Genomic DNA, 16957 nt, shown 5'->3' on the forward strand with positions numbered 1-16957 from the left:
GGGGTCCTCCTCACAGCTCAGTGGGCGATCTCGCCCAGGTGCTCGGTCTTGGTGAAGCGCAGGTCGCGGCCGGTGAGTCGGGCGACAGTCGCGCGAAGGGCCAGCAGCCACGGGCCGAGCGCGCTGACCGCGGGCTGCAGCACGCTGGTGGCGACGGCCGGGGCGGGTGCGGGCTGCTGCCAGGCGCTGTCGGCCTTGCCTGGTGATCGGAAGTCCTCCAGGACTCGGCCGCGCAGTCGGTAGGCGACGACCGGCTCGATGATCCCGGCGAGTAGAGCGGCTGCGGCCAGCCGCCGGTGTTCGCGCCTGGCCGCCAGATGGGCGGCGGCGGCGGTCATGACGACCGGCCCGAGCGCCCAGGCGGCGCCGTCGGCCAGGGCGCGGGCGGCCAGCAGCCGCTGTTCGGTGCGCGAGAGGCGGGTGGGCCGGGCGGCGGCGAAGCGGTAGTCGTGGCGGGTGGCGGCGTTGGCGAAGGCCACGCTGCTGAACGCGCGGGCCATGCTCGCCACGCTCTGGTACGGCTCGACGATGTTGACCGAGGGCAGCACGGCGATCGGCTCGCCGGCCATGCTCAGGCGGTGGCCGACAGCGAGGTCGTCGTGCGGTTCCTGGAAGAACCCGATGTCCTCGATCTTGTCTCGGCGCACGATCAGTCCGGAGCCCACCCCGTAGACCATCGGCCGCGCCAGGGCGGCGGCCAGGCCTGGGCCTCGGCCGGGCGCGCACCAGCGAGCCACCTTGATCCGGCGGTACTCGATGCCGACGGTGCGGCGGAAGGCCGCCAGGTCCTGGCCGGACATCACGGCCGAGCGCCGACCGCCGGAGCCGGCGGGGAACGCGGGGAGCATCGGCTGCTGGATCATCGCGGGCCGCTCGGTCGCGGCCTGGGCGAAGTGGGCGCGCAGGCGCGCGTCGGGGACCGCGTCGGCGTCGAAGACCGCGATGTAGTCGTCCCCGGTCGGCGGGAACAGCTTGTCCAGCGCGGCGACGGCGTGGTTGAGCTGGGAAGCCCGCCGTCCCTGGCCGGGGTAGGACACGACGTGGAACGCCTGGCGTCCCAGCAGGTCGTTGTGCGTTTTCGCCAGGTCCCGGCACAGTTCCTCGGTGGTCTGCTGCCCGTCGGGGGTCTCGGCGGCCTCCCGCGCGGCGGTGACGACCAGGACCCGCAACTGGGGCCACCCTGCGGCCAGATCGGCGAAGCGCGCGAGCGAGCGCGGCATCACCGTCTGCTCGCGCAGCGCGGGGACGACCACGGTCAGGGCGGGTGCATGGTCGGCTGGCGTGTGCTCGGCGCGGGCGGCCTCGGCCCGCATCGAGCGCCAGGACAGGGCCATGGACGCGGTGACGTATGCGGATCGGGCGGTGTAGGCGGCGACGAGCAGTCGGCTGACACGGATCACGATGTCTCCTGTTCTGCGATGCCCAGTTCGCGCAGGCACCGATCGGCGTCCTCGAAATAGCGCGGGCGTGCTTCCGGGCGGCGGGTCAGAATGCGGGACCGTGCGGTGGCTGGTGCCCAGCCCTGCCCGCGCAGGATCGCGTAGGCCGCGGCCGGGGAGCGGTTGACCCCGGCCGCGCAGTGGCAGTACAGCCGGGCCCCCTCCTCGCGCAGGGCAACCTCGGCGAAGGCCAGGCAGGCGGCATACCAGGCGGCGCCGCGCGAGGCCCCGTCGTCCTCAGTGGGCGCCGAGTGCCACACCAGGTCGCGGCAGGTGGCGGCCGGCGGAGGCGCCGGGCGCGGAGTCCGGCAGTCCAGCACGTGAGTGACGCCCAGGGCGAGGAGCTCGCCGACGGCGGCGGCGCTGTCCGGCGCGGCGCCCACCAGCAGGCGCCCGGTCACGGTGTGGGCGTCCAGAACGAGTTCACCGGGCACGGCCAACCCCTGCGGTGGCGCGGGCGGGTGCGGTGTAGATCCGCTCGGGCGTGCCGTTGACGATCCGTCGGGCGATGTCCTGCCCCATGGTGACGGCGTGGTCCATGTTGCCGATCTCGTAGCGCCAGGTGCCGAACCGGCCGCGGGAGTAGATCCGGTGCTCCTCCAGCCACGGCTGGATCAGCGCGAGCGCCGCGTCCCTGCCGACCGTCGGCACGGGGTACGCGTACGGGATGAGTTCCACGTGCCCGCTGACGCGCTCCGCCGCCTCGGGAACCAGGCCGCAGCGGCGAAGGGCCGCGTCGCACTTCTCGACCAGGCCCGTCCGGTCCAGCAGGCTGCCCGCGGGCAGGGACGTCTCCGTCATCCAGGCCGAGTACCGACCAGGATCGGCGCCCGGGACGTTGGCCGGCGCGTAGGCGGAGAAGTTCGTCGCGCGGTAGAACGGCGCTTCGCTGCCCGGGAAGTAGAGCCACGAGCGCTGGTCGGTCGTCGGGGAGCGGTAGCCGAGGCCGACCATGGCCACGGTGGTGTGGCGCAGGGCGCTCGCCGCCTGCCGCACGTCCTCGGGTGCGCCGGCGGTCATCGCGATCAGCCTGTCGAGCCCCCCGGTGGCGACCAGCTGTCCGTAGGAGATTCGGGTGCCGTCGGCTGTCAGCAGGGTGTGGGAGGCCGGGTCGATGTGGACCACGGCCTTGCCGGTGCGGACATCTCCGTCCAGCCGGGCGGCGAGCCGTCGCCAGATAGCGCCGGTCCCACCCGAGGCAGGGAACGCGAACTTGGCGTTCGGGCCCCACGGTTGGACGAGCGAGGGACCGGCGTCCAGTGCGCGCCGAAGCGCGTCCGTGTCGCAGGGGGCGATCCGCTCGGCGATCCACGAGGCGGACATCTCGGCCAGGTCGGTGGCCCAGATCTTGCGGTTGTACGGGGAGAAGAACTCCTCCACCAGGCCGGGCCCGTAGGTCCCCTCCAGCCAGGAGGCGAAATCGGCCTCCGCCGCGGCGGGGCCGTCGGCTTGGGCGGCGGTGAGGTCGTCCAGGCACTCTCGGGCCCGCGCTGCGGGCAGGTGGTGCAGGTGCTGCTGGAACGGGTACGGCACCCAGTGCTCGCCGTGCCGGATGAACGAGGAGCGGTCGTGGTGCAGCAGCTCCTGCGGCGCGAACAGCTCGGCCATCAGCTCGTCGAAGCTCCGCAGCTTCGAGAACACGACGTGACCGCCCAGGTCCCAGGTGAATCCGGCCTCGTCGATCACGGAGGAGCCCAGGCCGCCGACTCCGGGGGCGGCCTCCAGCAGCAGCCAGTCGCGGTGGCCCAGCCGCTGGAACTCGTACGCGCACGCCAGTCCGCAGGGACCACCGCCGAGGATCACTACGGGTAATGCGGAACGTTCTCGAGATCTGGTGTTGCTCACGACACCCTCCCCAAACCGCGGACTCTGCCGGGCCGGCCTGTGCCGTCCACCCGCAGGATCAGCGGATCGCGATACGTCAATGACACGGTGTGATGGTCTTGGTGCATGCCGACCCCGGGTCTCGGCCACCCAGCCGGGCGCCAGACCTTGGCCGTACTGGCTTGGCGTGTACCCGGCCCCGGGAGCACTGCCGCACCGTTACGGCATCGGACTCAGGTGCGCGGCAGCTGCAGCCGGTACACCTGGCGCGAGCCGCCTTCGAAGAATTGCCCGGTCGGCTGGAAGCCGAGTTCCTCGTAGAAGAGGCGGGCGCCGGAGCCGGGGTGGTCCGGCCCAAAGGTCGTCACGTCGACCGTGCACGGGGGTGAGGTGAAGGCCCGCAGGGCGGAGTCCACCAGGAGCCGGCCCATGCCCTGCCCCCTGGACTTTCCTTCGACGGCCAGCCAGGTGATCTCGTAGTGCGGGTGACGGGAGGAGAACAGCAGGCCGCCGGCGAGCGCCGATCCGGGACGTCCTTCTGCCGCACGCACACACATAGCGGTGCCGCGTTCGATGTTGCGCATCAGCGCGGCCTGGAACCCCGGGTCGTCGACCAGCGGACCGAACAGGTCCTCGACTTCGGCGGCGAGCGACATCCAGGCCGGGATGTCTGCACGGACGGCGGTCACGATCTGCATCTACGTGGCTCCTGGTCGACGAAGGGGCGGTGATCGAGGTCGTGCTGCGAGCCGGGCCTCCGAGCGGGGGAAGCGATCAGCGCGCGGAGACACTCGTTCTGCGGCCGTCGGCACCCGGCTCACCGAGCCGGAACCAGATCTGCTTTCCGTGCGGCAGAGGCTTCACGTCCAATTCGGCGGCGACGTCAGCCAGCAGGAACAGCCCCCAGCCACCGGTCTGGCCGTCCGACGGCTCCCGCACCGTCGGCAGGCTGTCCGCGTAGTCGGTGACACCGACGAAGACCCCGTCCGGCGTCTCGCGCATCATCAGCTCGCAGTCTCCCGGGGCGTGCTTCAGGACGTTGGTCAGCAGTTCGGTCACTCCCAAGACCGCGAGATCGCTCAGCTCACTCTTGCGCCACAGCCGCAGATGCGCGCGGACGATCTCACGCACAGGGCTCATCGCCTCAGGACGAACATCGGGCAGCACCATCCGGTACTGCGGGATTGCGCGGACCGCCATGGCAGGCATCGGCCCCTCCGATCGGCAGGGTGAAGCACAGCGAACGAGGTAGCGCTCCGTACGTGCCGGAGCACCCTCCGCGTGTGGAGCTTCCGATGATGGACCTCCGCAGCGTCGCTGGGCAATACCATCGGACAGGAAAATCTTTCCCGCCCGGCATCTGGCGTATGCCAGAACTGGCCTGAGCGCTACGATTTCTGACGATGAAGGAGGTGGTCATGTCTGTCGAGCCAACACCGCGTCGCCGGCGTCTGGGTTCCGAGCTGAGGCGTCTGCGCGAGGAGCTGGGATGGACCCAGGAGGAGGCGGCCACCCGCCTCGGATACCGGGCACTGTCAACAGTCAGCAAGATCGAGAAGGGCACCCAAGGGGTGACCATCCAGCAGCTGCCTCACTTCTTCGAGGTGTTCGGCGTCAACGACGAGGCCATGCGTCAGGAACTGCGGGACCTGGTACGCAAGGCCGGCGAGCCCGACTGGTGGCAGCAGTACGAGGGCATCGTCGACGACCCGCTCGGCGATTACCTCTCCCAGATCGAGACCGCCAACAGCCTGTTCACCTTCAACCCCCTGGCCGTCCATGGCCTCCTTCAGACCCCCGACTACGCGCGGGCCGTCATCGAGGGGAGCCGGGCTTGGAAGACCACCAGCGACATCGACGGTTTCATGACCGTGCGCGAGAAGCACCAGAGGGACATGCTCGAGCGCACGCCCCCGCTGAAAATATGGGCCGTCCTCACCGAAGGCCTACTCCGCCAGGAGGTCGGCGACCGCAGCGTCATGCGCGCCCAGATAGAGCACCTCGCCGAGCTGGCCCGCACCAGCCCGAACATCACCATCCAGGTCCTGCCCTACACGGCGGGCGCGCACGCAGGCATGGACGGCCCGTTCATGCTCATGTCCTTTCCCGCCGGGCGCGACATCGTGTGCATCGAGTCGATGCGCACGTCCTTGCACCTCAACCGGCCGGAGACGGTCGAGATCTACCGTACGACCAGTGATCTCTTGAAGTCTGACGCCCTCTCGCCGAAGGCGTCCCTGCCCTTCCTCACCACGCTCGCCAAGGAAATGTCATGAACAAGAACGACCTCGACCCGGTCTGGGTCGAGAGCCAGCTCGCCAACGCCCAGTGGCAGAGCGCCAGCAGCGGCGGGACCACGTGCGTCGAGGTGGCCTTCATCGACCATGGCTTCGTCGCCCTGCGCGATTCCAAGAACCCCCACAAACCCCCGCACCTCTTCGACGACGCGGAATATGACGCCTTCATCGCCGGGATCATGCGTGGTGAACTGCGACGCCGTTGATCCACATCCAGGTTCCATCGGCCTGGCACGCCGACCAGATATGGTCCCGCGCCAGGCCGATAGGCTCCGTCGCGTGCGGGATGCTGCCGCTGCCGCCGGGCCGAGTACCCGTCCGCGGACACGCCTGCCCGAGGACTCGGAGTCAGGGCCGACGGGCACAGCTGCCCAAGCCAGCGGCGATGAGAAGACGTCCCACGGTGGCATCCAGCGTGCTCGTGTGGTTGATGATCTCCTCAGCCACTTCGGGGAGGAGGTCTCCAGGCCGGAACCACTTGCGCATCTCCTTCTCGCCGAACTCGGTGTGCTCGCTGCGGCTCTGGTGCCGGCGCACGGTCTCGGGAAAAGGGACGTCGAGGTAGAAGAATGAGCTGCTGCCACGGTGGTCGGCGGCCAGATCTCGGAGCATGGGGCCGTAGTGGTCGGCGTACAGGATGCCCTCGATGATCACGTGGTAGCCGTGGTCGAGGGAATAGCGGGCGACGGCGTCAATGAGCCCGATGTTGGGGGCGTCGAGGAGGTCGTGGTCATCGAGGATGGTGCACCGGATGTTGTCCTGTCCCACGACTGCGATGCCCCGCCCGTATCTGGCTCGGAGCTCCTTTGCCACCGTGGACTTGCCCGACCCGCAGTTCCCACGAAGAACAAGCAGACGCGTCTTGTCAGATCCCACCAACACCGAGTCAGGGTACCCGGCACTCGGATCCATCCCGTGGAGCGGACGCCCGGACCGGGCGATCGTGGCGCACCATGTCGGTATCCTCGACACCACTCCCCGGTTCTGACCGGTCGTCGTCCCGCACCCGCAGCTGCACGTCCTGCAGCGCCGCACAGGCGACGTGATGAACACCTGGCCCACCACGCCCAAGAGGTGAGACAGGCCGAAGACCCGGCCCCGTGTCCGTGTGGATCGTGGGGCCGGGCCTCCTACTGGCATCAGCGCGCGCTGGTGGAGGTGCTGGCTGGGGTGCACGTCTTGGGGGTCGAGTCGTGGTGTCCGGCGAGCCAAAGGCCGGCGAGGAGACCTGCGATCGCCAGGACCTTGTGCCGGTTCTGCTTCCACCATGACGGTGATCCGGCCGCCATGAACCGCAGTTGCGTGAACTCCGCGTGCTCGCTAGGCGGCGTGTCCTTAAACAACCCCATCTCGGGTGAACCTCCTTTCCCTATTGGGAGGTTCATGACCATACGCATGCTCAGCCTTGATCGCTGACATTAAATCGGGCCAGGCAAGGCCCGCTGACTCGCTGATCCGAACGGGGGCTGCTGCGGACAGCCGCCCGGCGGCGCCATCACCGTGATCAGTGACACCGCTCCCGACGCGTAGACCCGCCGAATATCGACGAGGTCGAGCGAACGCCGAACGCCAAGGCGGAAGCAACGGCAGACTGCCAAGCATGGCCGGCAGAGGCTCATTCCGAGAGTTCCAATACCCGACTCCCGACTCCACCGTTACTGGTGGACACCGACACGCCAGAGTTGGCCGCCCGTTCCGACCGGCTCGCCTCCGACCTCGGCCGCCGAATCCGACCGGCCATCCGCACCAGCGCCACCGTCTCCAGCGTGTGGCTGGCGTGGGAGCGCCAGGTCCCCGACCAAAACGCCTACACGTTCGAGCGCGTCCACCAGCTGTACCTCGGCCGGTCCCACCAGCCGCAAGCCCCCGCACCGCGCGGTGCGGGCGGCGGCACCTACGAGACGGAGAAGTGATCGTGGAGAAGTTCGTCCCCAAGTTCCAGCGCTCGCCGTGGCCGGACGGCGCCCGCGTACTGCACGTGTACGCGGTTCCGAACCTGCAGGTTGATCACCAGCTGGCGCGGCTGGTCGGCGAGTGCCGCAAGGCGATGCTGCCCTTCCCGATCACCCCGATCGGCGACGGCACGCTGCACTGCACGCTGGAGATGGTGGCCGACACCACCGCCGACAAGATCACGGCCGAGGAACGCGGCGCTCTTCTTGGCGCCCTGCGCAAGCACCTCGCGGACGCCGGCCCGTTGGAGATCACGGCCGGCTCCCCGGTGGCCAACCGCGTCGGGGCGTTCCTGGACCTGTCGCCGGACGACGGCCTGCTCGACCTGCGGGAGCGCGTCCGCGCTGCCATCCGCGAGGTCCGCGGGCCGGGCGCGCTACTGCACGACGGCGGCCGGCCGCACATCTCGCTCGGCTACTCCTGGGCCACGGCGTCTTCGGACGAGTTGCAGACCGCTCTGCGGCGGATCTCACCCAGCCACGCTCCTGTCCACGTCAGCGGAGTGCAGCTGCTTGACGTGCAGTTCCGGCAGCACTCCCGGCCGAACGGGCAGACCGCGTGGGAGCTGTCGTGGGAGTTGGTGGCCGAGCTGCCGCTCGACAACGCGGTGTGAACGTCTCCGGTGCCCCGCACGCCGCGGTGGGGCACCGGTAACGTACCGGGAGCCGACCGACGACACGGAGGGAGTCCGTGGAGACCGTGAGCACGGACAGCAGCAACGAGGCCCGGCAACGCGCCTGGGACGCCTGCGTGGAGCTGACCACCCGCCCGCCGCTGGCGCCCCGGACGCCGGTGGCCGCCGTCCCCGGGCAGGTCGCGCACGACGCGACCGTCATCAGCCAAGCGCTGGCCGCCATCCCCGCCAACGGGCTTCCCGTCGGCGTCGCCGCCGTGGTCGACCGGGCCCGCGACGGCCTTGGCCCCGTGCTCGACCTGGGCGGCGAGCTGGAGCGCTGGCGCGCGCAGCAGGGGTCTGCCGCGGTGGGCGAGGGTGAGAGGCAGTGGCCGTTGTACGCCCAACTCGTCACCGCCTTCGACGAGGCGAAACCGGCCTTGGAGATGGCCTGGTTGGCCCTGGACGCGTTCGCCCGCTCCAGCTCGACCGGGCCCGTGCCCAGGGGTTGGGCGACCCTGGACAGCCGGGTGATCCACCAGGGCCCGTACCTGACCGTACGCCGCGACGATGTCCGCCGGCCCGACGGGCAGGAGGACTTCTACGAGTACATCGAGGTCGCCGACACAGTGCGGATCGTGGCGCTGAACGCGCTCGGCGAAGTCGCTCTGTTGGAGGACCACTTCTATCTGCAACCCGTCCACCCGGTCCTCCACCTCCCCGGCGGTGGCGTCGAGAAGGGCGAGGGCGTGCAGGTAGCAGCGGGGCGCGAGCTGGAGCAGGAGACCGGCTGGCGGCCCGGACGGCTTGAGGTGCTCGGCCGCATCGACCCGCTGCCGGGCACGGCCCGCACCACCACCCACCTTCTGCTCGCCACCGACCTCGTCCGAGGGCGGATCGACCGGGAGCCCACCGAGGCGGGGATGACGATGCGCTGGGTGCCCGCCGCGGAGGCGGTTCGGCTGGCCCACGCCGGCGGGATCCGGGAAGCGGGTAGTCTCGCGGCGATCCTGCTCGCCCAACCCCAGTTGCCGCCGGTGCAGCTGCCGTGACCGGGACACCGCACCACGGACTGCCCGAGCCGGGCTGGCAGCAGCCAGCCGCGAAGACGCTCAGGGAGATCGCCGCGCGCGATCCGCGCATCCGCGACCTGCGGGTCCACGGCTCGGCCAGCGCGGACGGCAGCGACGTGGATCTGTGGTCCGACCTCGACCTGGTCCTGACCACGGACCACCACCCCGCCCAGGTGGCCAAGGAGTTCGCCGGCTCGGCGCTGTCCCGGCTCGGGCCGCTGTTCACCGCCAGCCGAGAGGCCACCGCCAACGGCTACGGGCTGCGCTTGGTGCTCGTCGACCTGCGCCGCATCGACGTCACCGTCCTCGCCAACAGCAACTCCCGTGATCCGGGTGCGGCTGCACCGGCGGCGGATCCGCTGGCAGAGCTGGTCGAAGCGTTCCGCTTCGACGGGGTCCTGGCCGCCGTCAAGGCCGCCCGAGGTGACGTTCTGATCGGCTCCCACCTCGCCCTCCAGCTCGCACGTCACCTACTCGTCGCAGCGATGATCTTGCGTGACCGCCAGAGCGGGACGACCCACCACCGCCACGGTGGCACCGTCTGGGACACCTGGGCGGAGCGCCTGGCCGCAGCCCCCATCCCCTACACCCGCGCGGGCATCAGCGCGGCCATCCGCTTCCATAACGAGCAGCTGGACCGCCTCCTCGCCGAACAAGCACCGCACCTCGCGGGCGGCAACCAGCCGTTGCACATCCTGCTGGATGCCGTCGACGCTCACGCCCCGGTCCGCCCCCAAGGTCCGGTGTGATGGGCACCGGAACCGTCCTCCCGCCACCACCCCAGTTTGCAGGCCGCAACGGCCCAGCGTCCGATTCACCGTCAGCTACCCTCGCACCACGGCGGACAACCCCGAAGCACGGTGGCCTTATCCGATCGAGCCAAAGGTAGGACGGCGTGACCTGGAATTTCACCACGAGCCACATCGGCCACGACGGGGCTGGCCAGCTGACGCTGGAGATCTGCCACCGTCGCGCGGACTACGGCAACCGGTTCGGCGGGGTGTTCTGGCTCCGCACCCCGCCACCGCCGGACGGGACGCCCGAGCTGGACGTCTGCTGCCCTGTGTGTATGGCCGACCGCGGCCTGACCGTCTCCGGGGTCTGGGGCGGCCCCGCCCGGCTGACCTGTGTGTGCGCTCACTCCTGGACGCCCCGGCTGCCCTGCCTCGAACCCGAGGACCTACTGCGGAAGCTCGTGCGCCTGGCCCTCACATCGAATCCCGGTCCCGACATGCCGTTGCGGCGGATGCGGGCGGACCACGACGCCACACCACCTACACCGCTCCAGCAGGCCGTCCACCCGTACGTCGCCGACGCCTCCCGCGCCCTCAACCGCCGGGAGTGGCAGTTCAGCGACCACGAGTGCTCCGTGGCCTCCGACCTGCTGACGCAGGCCGGCTGCCAGGCGTACTGGAGCCCCGAGGCACTAGAGGCCCTGGTGAAGCAGAAGCGGACCGACGAGGACCACCTCCAGTGGGTCCATGAAAACCTCCAGGCGCTGGAGGAACAGGGCAGGACGACCGATGGCCGTCTCGGGCAGTTCCTGTCGGACTGCGCCGCCGCGCTGCGACCGGCCGCCCGACTGATCATGGACGACCTGGAGCCCGGGAAGACCTGGTCCGGCATGCCGCCCGTGCTCGATGACGCTCGAGGGGCGCTCGGCAGCGTCCACGTCGTACTGACCGCGGGCGCCACAGGCGAGGTCGATTACTGACGCCGGCCGTGACCTGCCGCACCGTCCGTTGCCCCACAGGTGGTCGGTCGGCCCTTGGCGGCGCACCGCCTAGGATCGACGCATGGTCAGCAATAGTGGGCGAAGGTGGGAGGACGCCCGGGCCAAGGCCCGCGAGTTCCAGCGCCTAGATCGCGACGTCCGAGATGTCCTCGCTCTGATCTACTACCTGATCGTGGCTCAGGACGGCGGCGCCATGGATCAGGTGTCCCTGCGGTCCGTCCGTTACCGCCTGGCCGATCCGCAGCGCCTGCACCGAGACCTCGCCGAACTGCTGCCCGGCCCAGCACGTGAGGAGGACTGGACCAGGCCGGTCGAGACCGGCCTGGCTGAGCTGGCGCAGGCGCGGCTGGTCGAGCACGGCCAGGACTACGGCCCGTTCACCGGCCCGCCCCCCGTGGAGGGGACGGTCTGGAGGCTCTGGTACGCGCTGAACGCCCGGCACGGCGTGCCGCTGGAGGACACCCTGCCGTCCGACATGGTCACCGAGGACGTGTACGGCAGGTACCGGTCGAGCGGGATGACCGTCTTCGAGCATGCCGTGCGCGAGCTGACCACACAAGTCGACCAGGTTCTCCTGCCCGCCAGCGGAGCGTTGAGCCTGCAGGCTCACGTCGAGGTCACCGGCGGCATGCATGCCGGACGGACCGGCCGCCTCCGCGCAATCGCTTGGGGTGCCGACGACGAGCAGGGCACCTGCACCGACGCCCCCGCGGTCTTCCGGGTCGACTTCGACGACCGCCACGAGAGTGCCGACGTCGCCCCCGGCGACATCGAAAGGCTGCCCGAGTGGGACCGCCGGTTCGTCGTCGTCCACGCGGGCGAACCGCTGCCTACCGAGTGGGCTGCCGCCGTGCTTCTGGCCACCGCCGGTTCGTCGGCAGACTGGCACGACGACGCCGTGGAACACCTTCGACGGTGGCAGGGCGGTGGACGCATGGTCGTCCTGCTGGCCCGGCCGCGGCACGGCCAGGCGCTCAGCGCCGAGGAAGAACAGTGGGTTGCCTGGGTGGCCGGCTGGGCTGACGAGATCATCGCCGTCGAACCTGACGACCGTTCCTCCCCGCCTCGGCTCGCGCCCGACCAGCCGGCCGACGCCCTCCATCACCCTGCGCGCCTGACCCTCGCAGCCGCCCCCGGACGCACGCCGGCCCCCGAAGACGCACCCTCCTGGGCCCGGACCCACCGCGTCGCCGTCGCGCCCACGATCACCGGGGCGATCGAGGCCGCGCTGAGACGGATCGGCCGAGGACACCAACGGGCCGCCGGGCATCGCAAGGTGCCACTTCTCATCGCGCGCTCCGCAGCGTTCAGCGGCTGGTACCTGGAACAGCTGACGGCCGGCACGGTGCTGGAGGAAGCCCGGTTGGAGTGGGCGTGCCGCGAGGAGGACGCCAGTGAGCCGATCTCTTGGTGGGCCCTGCGCGTCCGCCTCCGGCACGAGGACCGCTCTCGCAGCGAGGAGACCGTCCTTGCCCACCCGGGCCTGCTGAGCGTGGTCGTCTACCACCCACGGGAGCCGTGGACGGACACCGAGGTCGTCCTCCTCCCCAGCCCCGCCGCCGCACGGGGGAAAACGCGCGAGTTCCTGCGCCTTCCCACCATCATCAACAACATGCGCGCCGGCGGAGGCAACACTGACCGCGCCTGGTCGTTCCTCGTGGAAGGGCTCAACCTCTTCCTCGACTCCGATCGCCTGCGCGGGAGCGCGTTCCGCAACGACAGCCAGCTCATCTCGGCCCGCCGCAGCGTCGTCCGCGTGGCGCTGACCGACGCAGAACTCGACGACCTCCAGGACCGACTGGAGCTGAGCCCAGTCGGCGCGCCGGAGGTGCACCGGTTGGCTGACCTCATGGCGAACCCGGTCTGCGACTGGGCCACCCTGGGCGCCATCACCACCGCCGTGCAGCCCAACCCGCCAACCGCATCCCTTGACCCGTGGGCCGCCCGCCAGAGGATGCTGCAGTGGCGCGAGGCCGTTCGCCGGGCCACCACCCTCGCCGCTCCCCACCACGAGGGATCGGACGTTGCCGCGGTCCGGGACGTCATCGCGATGACCCTCTATGCCCTCCACCTACGCGCACGACAGCCGGTTGCCGAAGTGTCGTGGTGGACCGTGCTGTTCCACCTCCAGGACGACCAGCACGTCATCGACCTGGTGGAGCAAACGCTCCAGGACACCGGCCACGACGTGATCCCACGACTCAGCTTCAGGTCGCCCGACCAGAGGAGAGCCGACCCCATCGCCCGGCGGTGGGACCGGCTGAACCGCCCCCAGGACCCGCCTGCGGCCGGACCTCACGACGGCCCCGCTCGCAGACCCGATTCCGTGCCCGACGCACGGGACAGCCACCGCAGCGGCCGACCCGACCCGATCATCAGGGCGTGCGTCCCTCGCGCCGCAGCCGCCGTCCACGCAGTCCTGGAGGACGGTTTCACCGAGCGTCAGCGCATCCGCGTCACGGCCGGCCCGTACGAGGGTCGCGCCGGCTTCATCCAGCGCCCCGTCTGGAGGCTGGACCGCGAGACCTTGCAGATCGCGGTGCCCCCCGCCGCATACGTCGTCGACCTCGACGACCTCGACGACGCGGCAGAGATCAACACCGGCCAGCTCGCTAGCCACACGGACGGACGCAGCCGGCCCGGCGCCCCGCCTGCCACGCCTCACGGCCCGGCCGCCGATCCGACGGCGCGATAGGGTCAGGCTTCGGCGTTGGCCCCAACCTGGCCCGCCGGACGCCGTTCTCCGAGGTCGTCAGCTCCCAGCAGCTCGGCCGGACATCACGGCGCCACCGAAGGCTACGGGAGGGAAACTCGGTGAACGATCTAATGAGCCAGCTGCCCCGTCCGCTGGTTGAGCGGATGGGCCGGATGAGCGGCATGGCGCTGCGCGGCGTCATCGCCCTGGTCGACGAGGAGCCGGACACCTTCGCCGCGCTGGTGGACCGGATCGGCACCTGGGACGACGATCCGGGGCGCACGCCGTATCCAATGCCGCGCTACAAGTTCGCGGTCACCGAGGCGCTGCGCGTCGTCAACAACGGCTTCACGGCTATCGAAGAGCACGGCCCCCTCCTCAACGAGGCGGTGGTGGAAGGCGCTCGGCCGCTGATCGAGTCGTTCGCGCCCGCGGAGTTCCGCGACGCCGCCCTGCAGAAGCTGGCGGCCTTCCCTTCCGGCAGGGAGCCGCTGGACCTCTCCGGCGGCGATGAAGTCGGGCCGGTGGATTACGTCATCGCCGCGGCAGCGGCGGCGTGGATTGCTGGCGGCGCGGGCGGGCGAGTGGCGATGCAGCAGAACCTGCGGCTGGCCCTGTTGAAGGAGGTCCGCCGCGCAGAGAGCGTGGCCACCGGCGCGCCGGAGCGCGAGCAGGTCAACGACGTCAGCGACGCTGACGCGCTTGCTCTGCTCGCCACCTTGTACGACGAGGACTATGTCCGGCTGATCCCTGGCCCCCGTGACCGCGGCCCCTGGGAGTGGGACATGCTGGCCGTCCTCAAAACCCACCTGCTGGAGACCCCCGCCGACGCCACCACCCCCGAACAGGCCCAGGCGCTCAAGGCCAAGCTCGTGACCATCCTGCAGGCCGCCGTGGCCACGGTCGAAAAGCCGAAGGCGCCCATGGTGCGCCCGGTCGGCAAGCGGGTCCAGCCCAAGCGTCAGCCGAAGAAGAAGCGCAACGGCAAGTAGTCGGCGAGCTCAGGGTTAGCCGCAATGCCGGTGACTTTAGGTTGTTGCTGGCTGGGTGATCGTGACTGTTGCCGGTTGTGGTGGTGGCCAGTTGCGGTGTCGGGCGCGTTTGAGGGGCCAGTTGGACATCTTGCGTTTGATGACGCGGGGGCAGGTCCGTTGGCGGCGTTCGGGCAGCAGGCGTTCGGCGATCTCAGCCAGGGTGCGGATGAGTGCGCGGGCGAGTCTGCCGGGGGGAAAGTCCCGCCTGGGCGGGTACTTGGCGGCGTACGACACGCAGGCTGCGGGTGAAGGACAGCCGGTCGGGGTCGATGCCCTCGTGCAGGGCTGTCTGGTGCATCAGCTGTCGGATCGCGTAGTGGACGAGCAGGAGGCCGTAGACCTCCTGCTCGACTCCCCAGGGGTACTTGGAGCGCAGGACGAGTTTGGGGCCGCGCTGGTGGGTCTTGATCTCGTCCAGGGTGGTCTCGATCTCCCAGCGCTGGGCGTAGAGTGCCGCGAGTTCGGCGGCCGGTGCCTCCTTCGGGTCGAGGAGGGTGGTGATCAGGCGGTAGACGGTCGCGTCGCCGGTGCGGGCCAGGGTGTACTCGATGACCCGGACGGTCACGGGGTTGCGGCGGGTCTTGCGGTCCGGTTCGGCGTGGACCGTGCTGAGGTAGGAGCCGTCGTCGAGCACCCGCATGACCGGCAGCGCCGCGTTCTTCTTGACCCGCCACAGCAGGTCCGCGCCGGTGGCCCGCGCCTGCTGCCACAGCTCGAACCCGTAGAAGCCGCGGTCGGCCAGCAGCAGCATCCCCGCCCGCAGGTGGGTGAACAGTTGCCGGGACAGGGTCTGCTCGCTGACCGACAGCGGCCCCAACGCGGCGCCGAACACGGTGTGGGTGCCGCACTCCGCCAGAGCGACCAGCCTGGCCTGCGGGAACGCGCCGCTCCCACGGCCTGAGCCCGGGCGGCCGAAGAACTCGTCGTTGGCCTCGGTGTCGGCCAGGTCCATCGTGGTGCCGTCCACCGCGACCAGTTGCCAGCGCCGGTACCAGGCACCCACTGTCCCGGGCACCGCCAGCGGGCGGCACACCCGCGCGAACAGCAGCCGCAAGGGCTCCGGGCCCAGTCGTCGGCGGGCCCGGCCGATCGCGGCGGTCGTGGGCACCCGCCACGACCGTCGTCCGTCCCCGAGCCCCTCACCCAGCAGCCGGGCGACCTCCTCGTAGCCCTGTCCGAAGAACAGGCACATCGCCAGCACGAAGTACACGACCACCCGTGCCGGCAGCAGACGGCTGCGTTTCTCACCCCGCCCGGTCTCGGCGATCACCTCATCGACCAGCCCCGGCGGAAACGCCTGGGTCAGCACCCCGATCGCGATCCGGTCCGATATCCGCTCACTCGCAGGTGTCTTGACCTGCCCCACCCTCGCCACACCACACCCAACGAGACACGGGCCACAAAGTCACTGGCATTGGGGTTAGCCGGATGCCGGCGTCAGGTCTTCTGCCCGACCCGGTGGGGCTCGTCTCATTGGCCCCCCGGGCGGACAGTGGAAATTCCGTTGCCTGCTCGGGTCGGCTAACGGTTCCATGGCCAAATGGAGACGACAACTCCCTTGGCTGTCAGCAGCTTTCACCGTGACGGCTACTGCGTTGTGCCCGATGTCCTCACCGCCGAGCAGGTGAGCCACTGGCGTTCGGCGCTCGCGCGGCACGTTACGGCCCAGCCGCCCGAGCTCGGCCGAACCGGCCCGTACTTCCTGTGGCCGGCCCTCGCCGACCACGCCGACCTGCGCGCCCTCTACGAGGAAAGCGGCATCGGCGACGCCGTCCGCGCGTTCCTGCGCTCCGACCTCACCTTGCCGGCCCCGGAGGTCGCACAGCTGGCGCTCACCCTGCCTCCACACCTGCACCACCCCGGTGCCCCTCACATCGACGGCCTCACCCCCACCGAGGACGACGGCCGCCCCGGCACGTTCACCGTCCTGGCCGGCCTCCTCCTCACTGACCAGCGCCAGCGCGACCGCGGCAACCTCTGGGTCTGGCCAGGCACACACCTGAGCACGGCAGCGTGGCTGCGCCACCACGGCGCGGACGCACTGCGCGACGCCACGCCCTACCCGCCCGTGGACCTGCCCACCCCGCTCCAGGTGACCGGCACGGCCGGAAGCCTGGTCCTCGTCCACTACCTCCTCGCCCACAACATCGGCGGCCATTTCGGCACCGCCGACGACGAGCGCCGCGAGACCGTGTACTTCCGGCTGCGCGCCGTCGGCCACCGCGAACGCTGGCGCGAGGTTGTGACGGACCCGCTGTTGGAGTTCGCGCTGCCGGATCAGACGTGAGGCTCCG

Annotated in this window: 17 protein-coding genes; 10 read left to right on the plus strand and 7 right to left on the minus strand. The window is 70.4% G+C overall.

The genetic code is table 11. The annotated features are described in order from the left end of the window. Nucleotides 1-17: 17 nt before the first annotated feature. From BG452_RS01170 to BG452_RS01190, 5 genes are all read right to left on the minus strand, one after another. On the minus strand, nt 18-1400 hold the full coding sequence (locus BG452_RS01170) for a glycosyltransferase (protein ID WP_188302192.1): 1383 nt from the start codon (nt 1398-1400) through the stop codon (nt 18-20). Then, entirely contained in the window at nt 1397-1873 is a 477-nt protein-coding gene (locus BG452_RS01175; RefSeq protein WP_188302193.1) for a hypothetical protein, read from the minus strand. Before BG452_RS01175 ends, BG452_RS01170 begins: the two co-directional genes overlap by 4 nt. Next, nucleotides 1863-3284 carry a protoporphyrinogen/coproporphyrinogen oxidase gene (locus BG452_RS01180; protein WP_317620846.1) on the minus strand — a complete coding sequence of 474 codons (1422 nt, stop codon included), beginning with the start codon at nt 3282-3284 and terminating at the stop codon, nt 1863-1865. The genes BG452_RS01175 and BG452_RS01180 overlap by 11 nt, the downstream gene beginning before the upstream one ends. Nucleotides 3285-3496: 212 nt before the next feature. Next, entirely contained in the window at nt 3497-3961 is a 465-nt protein-coding gene (locus tag BG452_RS01185) for a GNAT family N-acetyltransferase (RefSeq protein ID WP_188302194.1), read from the minus strand. A gap of 76 nt (nt 3962-4037) precedes the next feature. After that, nucleotides 4038-4472: an ATP-binding protein gene (locus BG452_RS01190; protein ID WP_188302195.1), complete on the minus strand. Its 435-nt coding sequence runs from the start codon at nt 4470-4472 to the stop codon at nt 4038-4040. A 194-nt stretch (nt 4473-4666) separates the two neighbouring features. Between BG452_RS01190 and BG452_RS01195 the strand changes: the two genes are divergently transcribed. Both BG452_RS01195 and BG452_RS01200 read left to right on the plus strand, forming a co-directional pair. Beyond that, complete coding sequence (locus BG452_RS01195) at nt 4667-5539, plus strand: helix-turn-helix domain-containing protein (RefSeq protein WP_188302196.1); 873 nt, start codon at nt 4667-4669, stop codon at nt 5537-5539. After that, complete coding sequence (locus tag BG452_RS01200) at nt 5536-5766, plus strand: DUF397 domain-containing protein (protein ID WP_188302197.1); 231 nt, start codon at nt 5536-5538, stop codon at nt 5764-5766. The genes BG452_RS01195 and BG452_RS01200 overlap by 4 nt, the downstream gene beginning before the upstream one ends. A 142-nt stretch (nt 5767-5908) precedes the next feature. Here BG452_RS01200 and BG452_RS01205 read toward each other — a convergent pair whose 3' ends face one another. Beyond that, the gene (locus BG452_RS01205; protein WP_188302198.1) at nt 5909-6472 is read right to left on the minus strand and encodes a kinase; all 564 of its coding nucleotides are present in this window, start codon (nt 6470-6472) and stop codon (nt 5909-5911) included. Between the two features lie 749 nt (nt 6473-7221). Between BG452_RS01205 and BG452_RS01210 the strand changes: the two genes are divergently transcribed. The 7 genes from BG452_RS01210 to BG452_RS01240 all read left to right on the plus strand — a co-directional run bounded on the left by BG452_RS01210 (nt 7222) and on the right by BG452_RS01240 (nt 14621). After that, on the plus strand, nt 7222-7473 hold the full coding sequence (locus BG452_RS01210; protein ID WP_188302199.1) for a hypothetical protein: 252 nt from the start codon (nt 7222-7224) through the stop codon (nt 7471-7473). 2 nt (nt 7474-7475) lie between these two features. Then, complete coding sequence (locus BG452_RS01215; RefSeq protein WP_188302200.1) at nt 7476-8126, plus strand: 2'-5' RNA ligase family protein; 651 nt, start codon at nt 7476-7478, stop codon at nt 8124-8126. A 77-nt stretch (nt 8127-8203) separates the two neighbouring features. After that, on the plus strand, nt 8204-9178 hold the full coding sequence (locus BG452_RS47560; RefSeq protein ID WP_188302201.1) for an NUDIX domain-containing protein: 975 nt from the start codon (nt 8204-8206) through the stop codon (nt 9176-9178). Beyond that, the gene (locus tag BG452_RS01225) at nt 9175-9948 is read left to right on the plus strand and encodes a hypothetical protein (RefSeq protein WP_188302202.1); all 774 of its coding nucleotides are present in this window, start codon (nt 9175-9177) and stop codon (nt 9946-9948) included. The genes BG452_RS47560 and BG452_RS01225 overlap by 4 nt, the downstream gene beginning before the upstream one ends. 146 nt (nt 9949-10094) lie before the next feature. Then, the gene (locus tag BG452_RS01230) at nt 10095-10913 is read left to right on the plus strand and encodes a hypothetical protein (RefSeq protein ID WP_188302203.1); all 819 of its coding nucleotides are present in this window, start codon (nt 10095-10097) and stop codon (nt 10911-10913) included. A gap of 82 nt (nt 10914-10995) precedes the next feature. After that, complete coding sequence (locus BG452_RS01235; RefSeq protein ID WP_188302204.1) at nt 10996-13629, plus strand: hypothetical protein; 2634 nt, start codon at nt 10996-10998, stop codon at nt 13627-13629. 119 nt (nt 13630-13748) lie between these two features. Next, the gene (locus BG452_RS01240; RefSeq protein WP_188302205.1) at nt 13749-14621 is read left to right on the plus strand and encodes a hypothetical protein; all 873 of its coding nucleotides are present in this window, start codon (nt 13749-13751) and stop codon (nt 14619-14621) included. Nucleotides 14622-14814: 193 nt separating this feature from the next. Here BG452_RS01240 and BG452_RS01245 read toward each other — a convergent pair whose 3' ends face one another. Next, nucleotides 14815-16038, minus strand: coding sequence for an IS4 family transposase (locus BG452_RS01245; protein WP_188302206.1), 1224 nt, complete (start codon nt 16036-16038; stop codon nt 14815-14817). A gap of 183 nt (nt 16039-16221) precedes the next feature. Here BG452_RS01245 and BG452_RS01250 point away from each other — a divergent pair, with 183 nt between their 5' ends. Continuing rightward, a complete protein-coding gene (locus BG452_RS01250; protein WP_188302207.1) occupies nt 16222-16950 on the plus strand; it encodes a phytanoyl-CoA dioxygenase family protein in 729 nt (242 codons plus the stop codon). The last annotated feature ends 7 nt before the right edge of the window (nt 16951-16957 follow it).

The organism is Streptomyces sp. CBMA123 (assembly GCF_014596465.1).
Classification (GTDB): Bacteria; Actinomycetota; Actinomycetes; order Streptomycetales; family Streptomycetaceae; genus Kitasatospora.

Coding starts and splice junctions, on each gene's coding strand:
- BG452_RS01185 (WP_188302194.1), bottom strand. CDS start 3,961: ATGCAGATCGTGACCGCCGTCCGTGCAGACATCCCGGCCTGGATGTCG.
- BG452_RS01190 (WP_188302195.1), bottom strand. CDS start 4,472: ATGCCTGCCATGGCGGTCCGCGCAATCCCGCAGTACCGGATGGTGCTG.
- BG452_RS01195 (WP_188302196.1), top strand. CDS start 4,667: ATGAAGGAGGTGGTCATGTCTGTCGAGCCAACACCGCGTCGCCGGCGT.
- BG452_RS01200 (WP_188302197.1), top strand. CDS start 5,536: ATGAACAAGAACGACCTCGACCCGGTCTGGGTCGAGAGCCAGCTCGCC.
- BG452_RS01205 (WP_188302198.1), bottom strand. CDS start 6,472: ATGGATCCGAGTGCCGGGTACCCTGACTCGGTGTTGGTGGGATCTGAC.
- BG452_RS01235 (WP_188302204.1), top strand. CDS start 10,996: ATGGTCAGCAATAGTGGGCGAAGGTGGGAGGACGCCCGGGCCAAGGCC.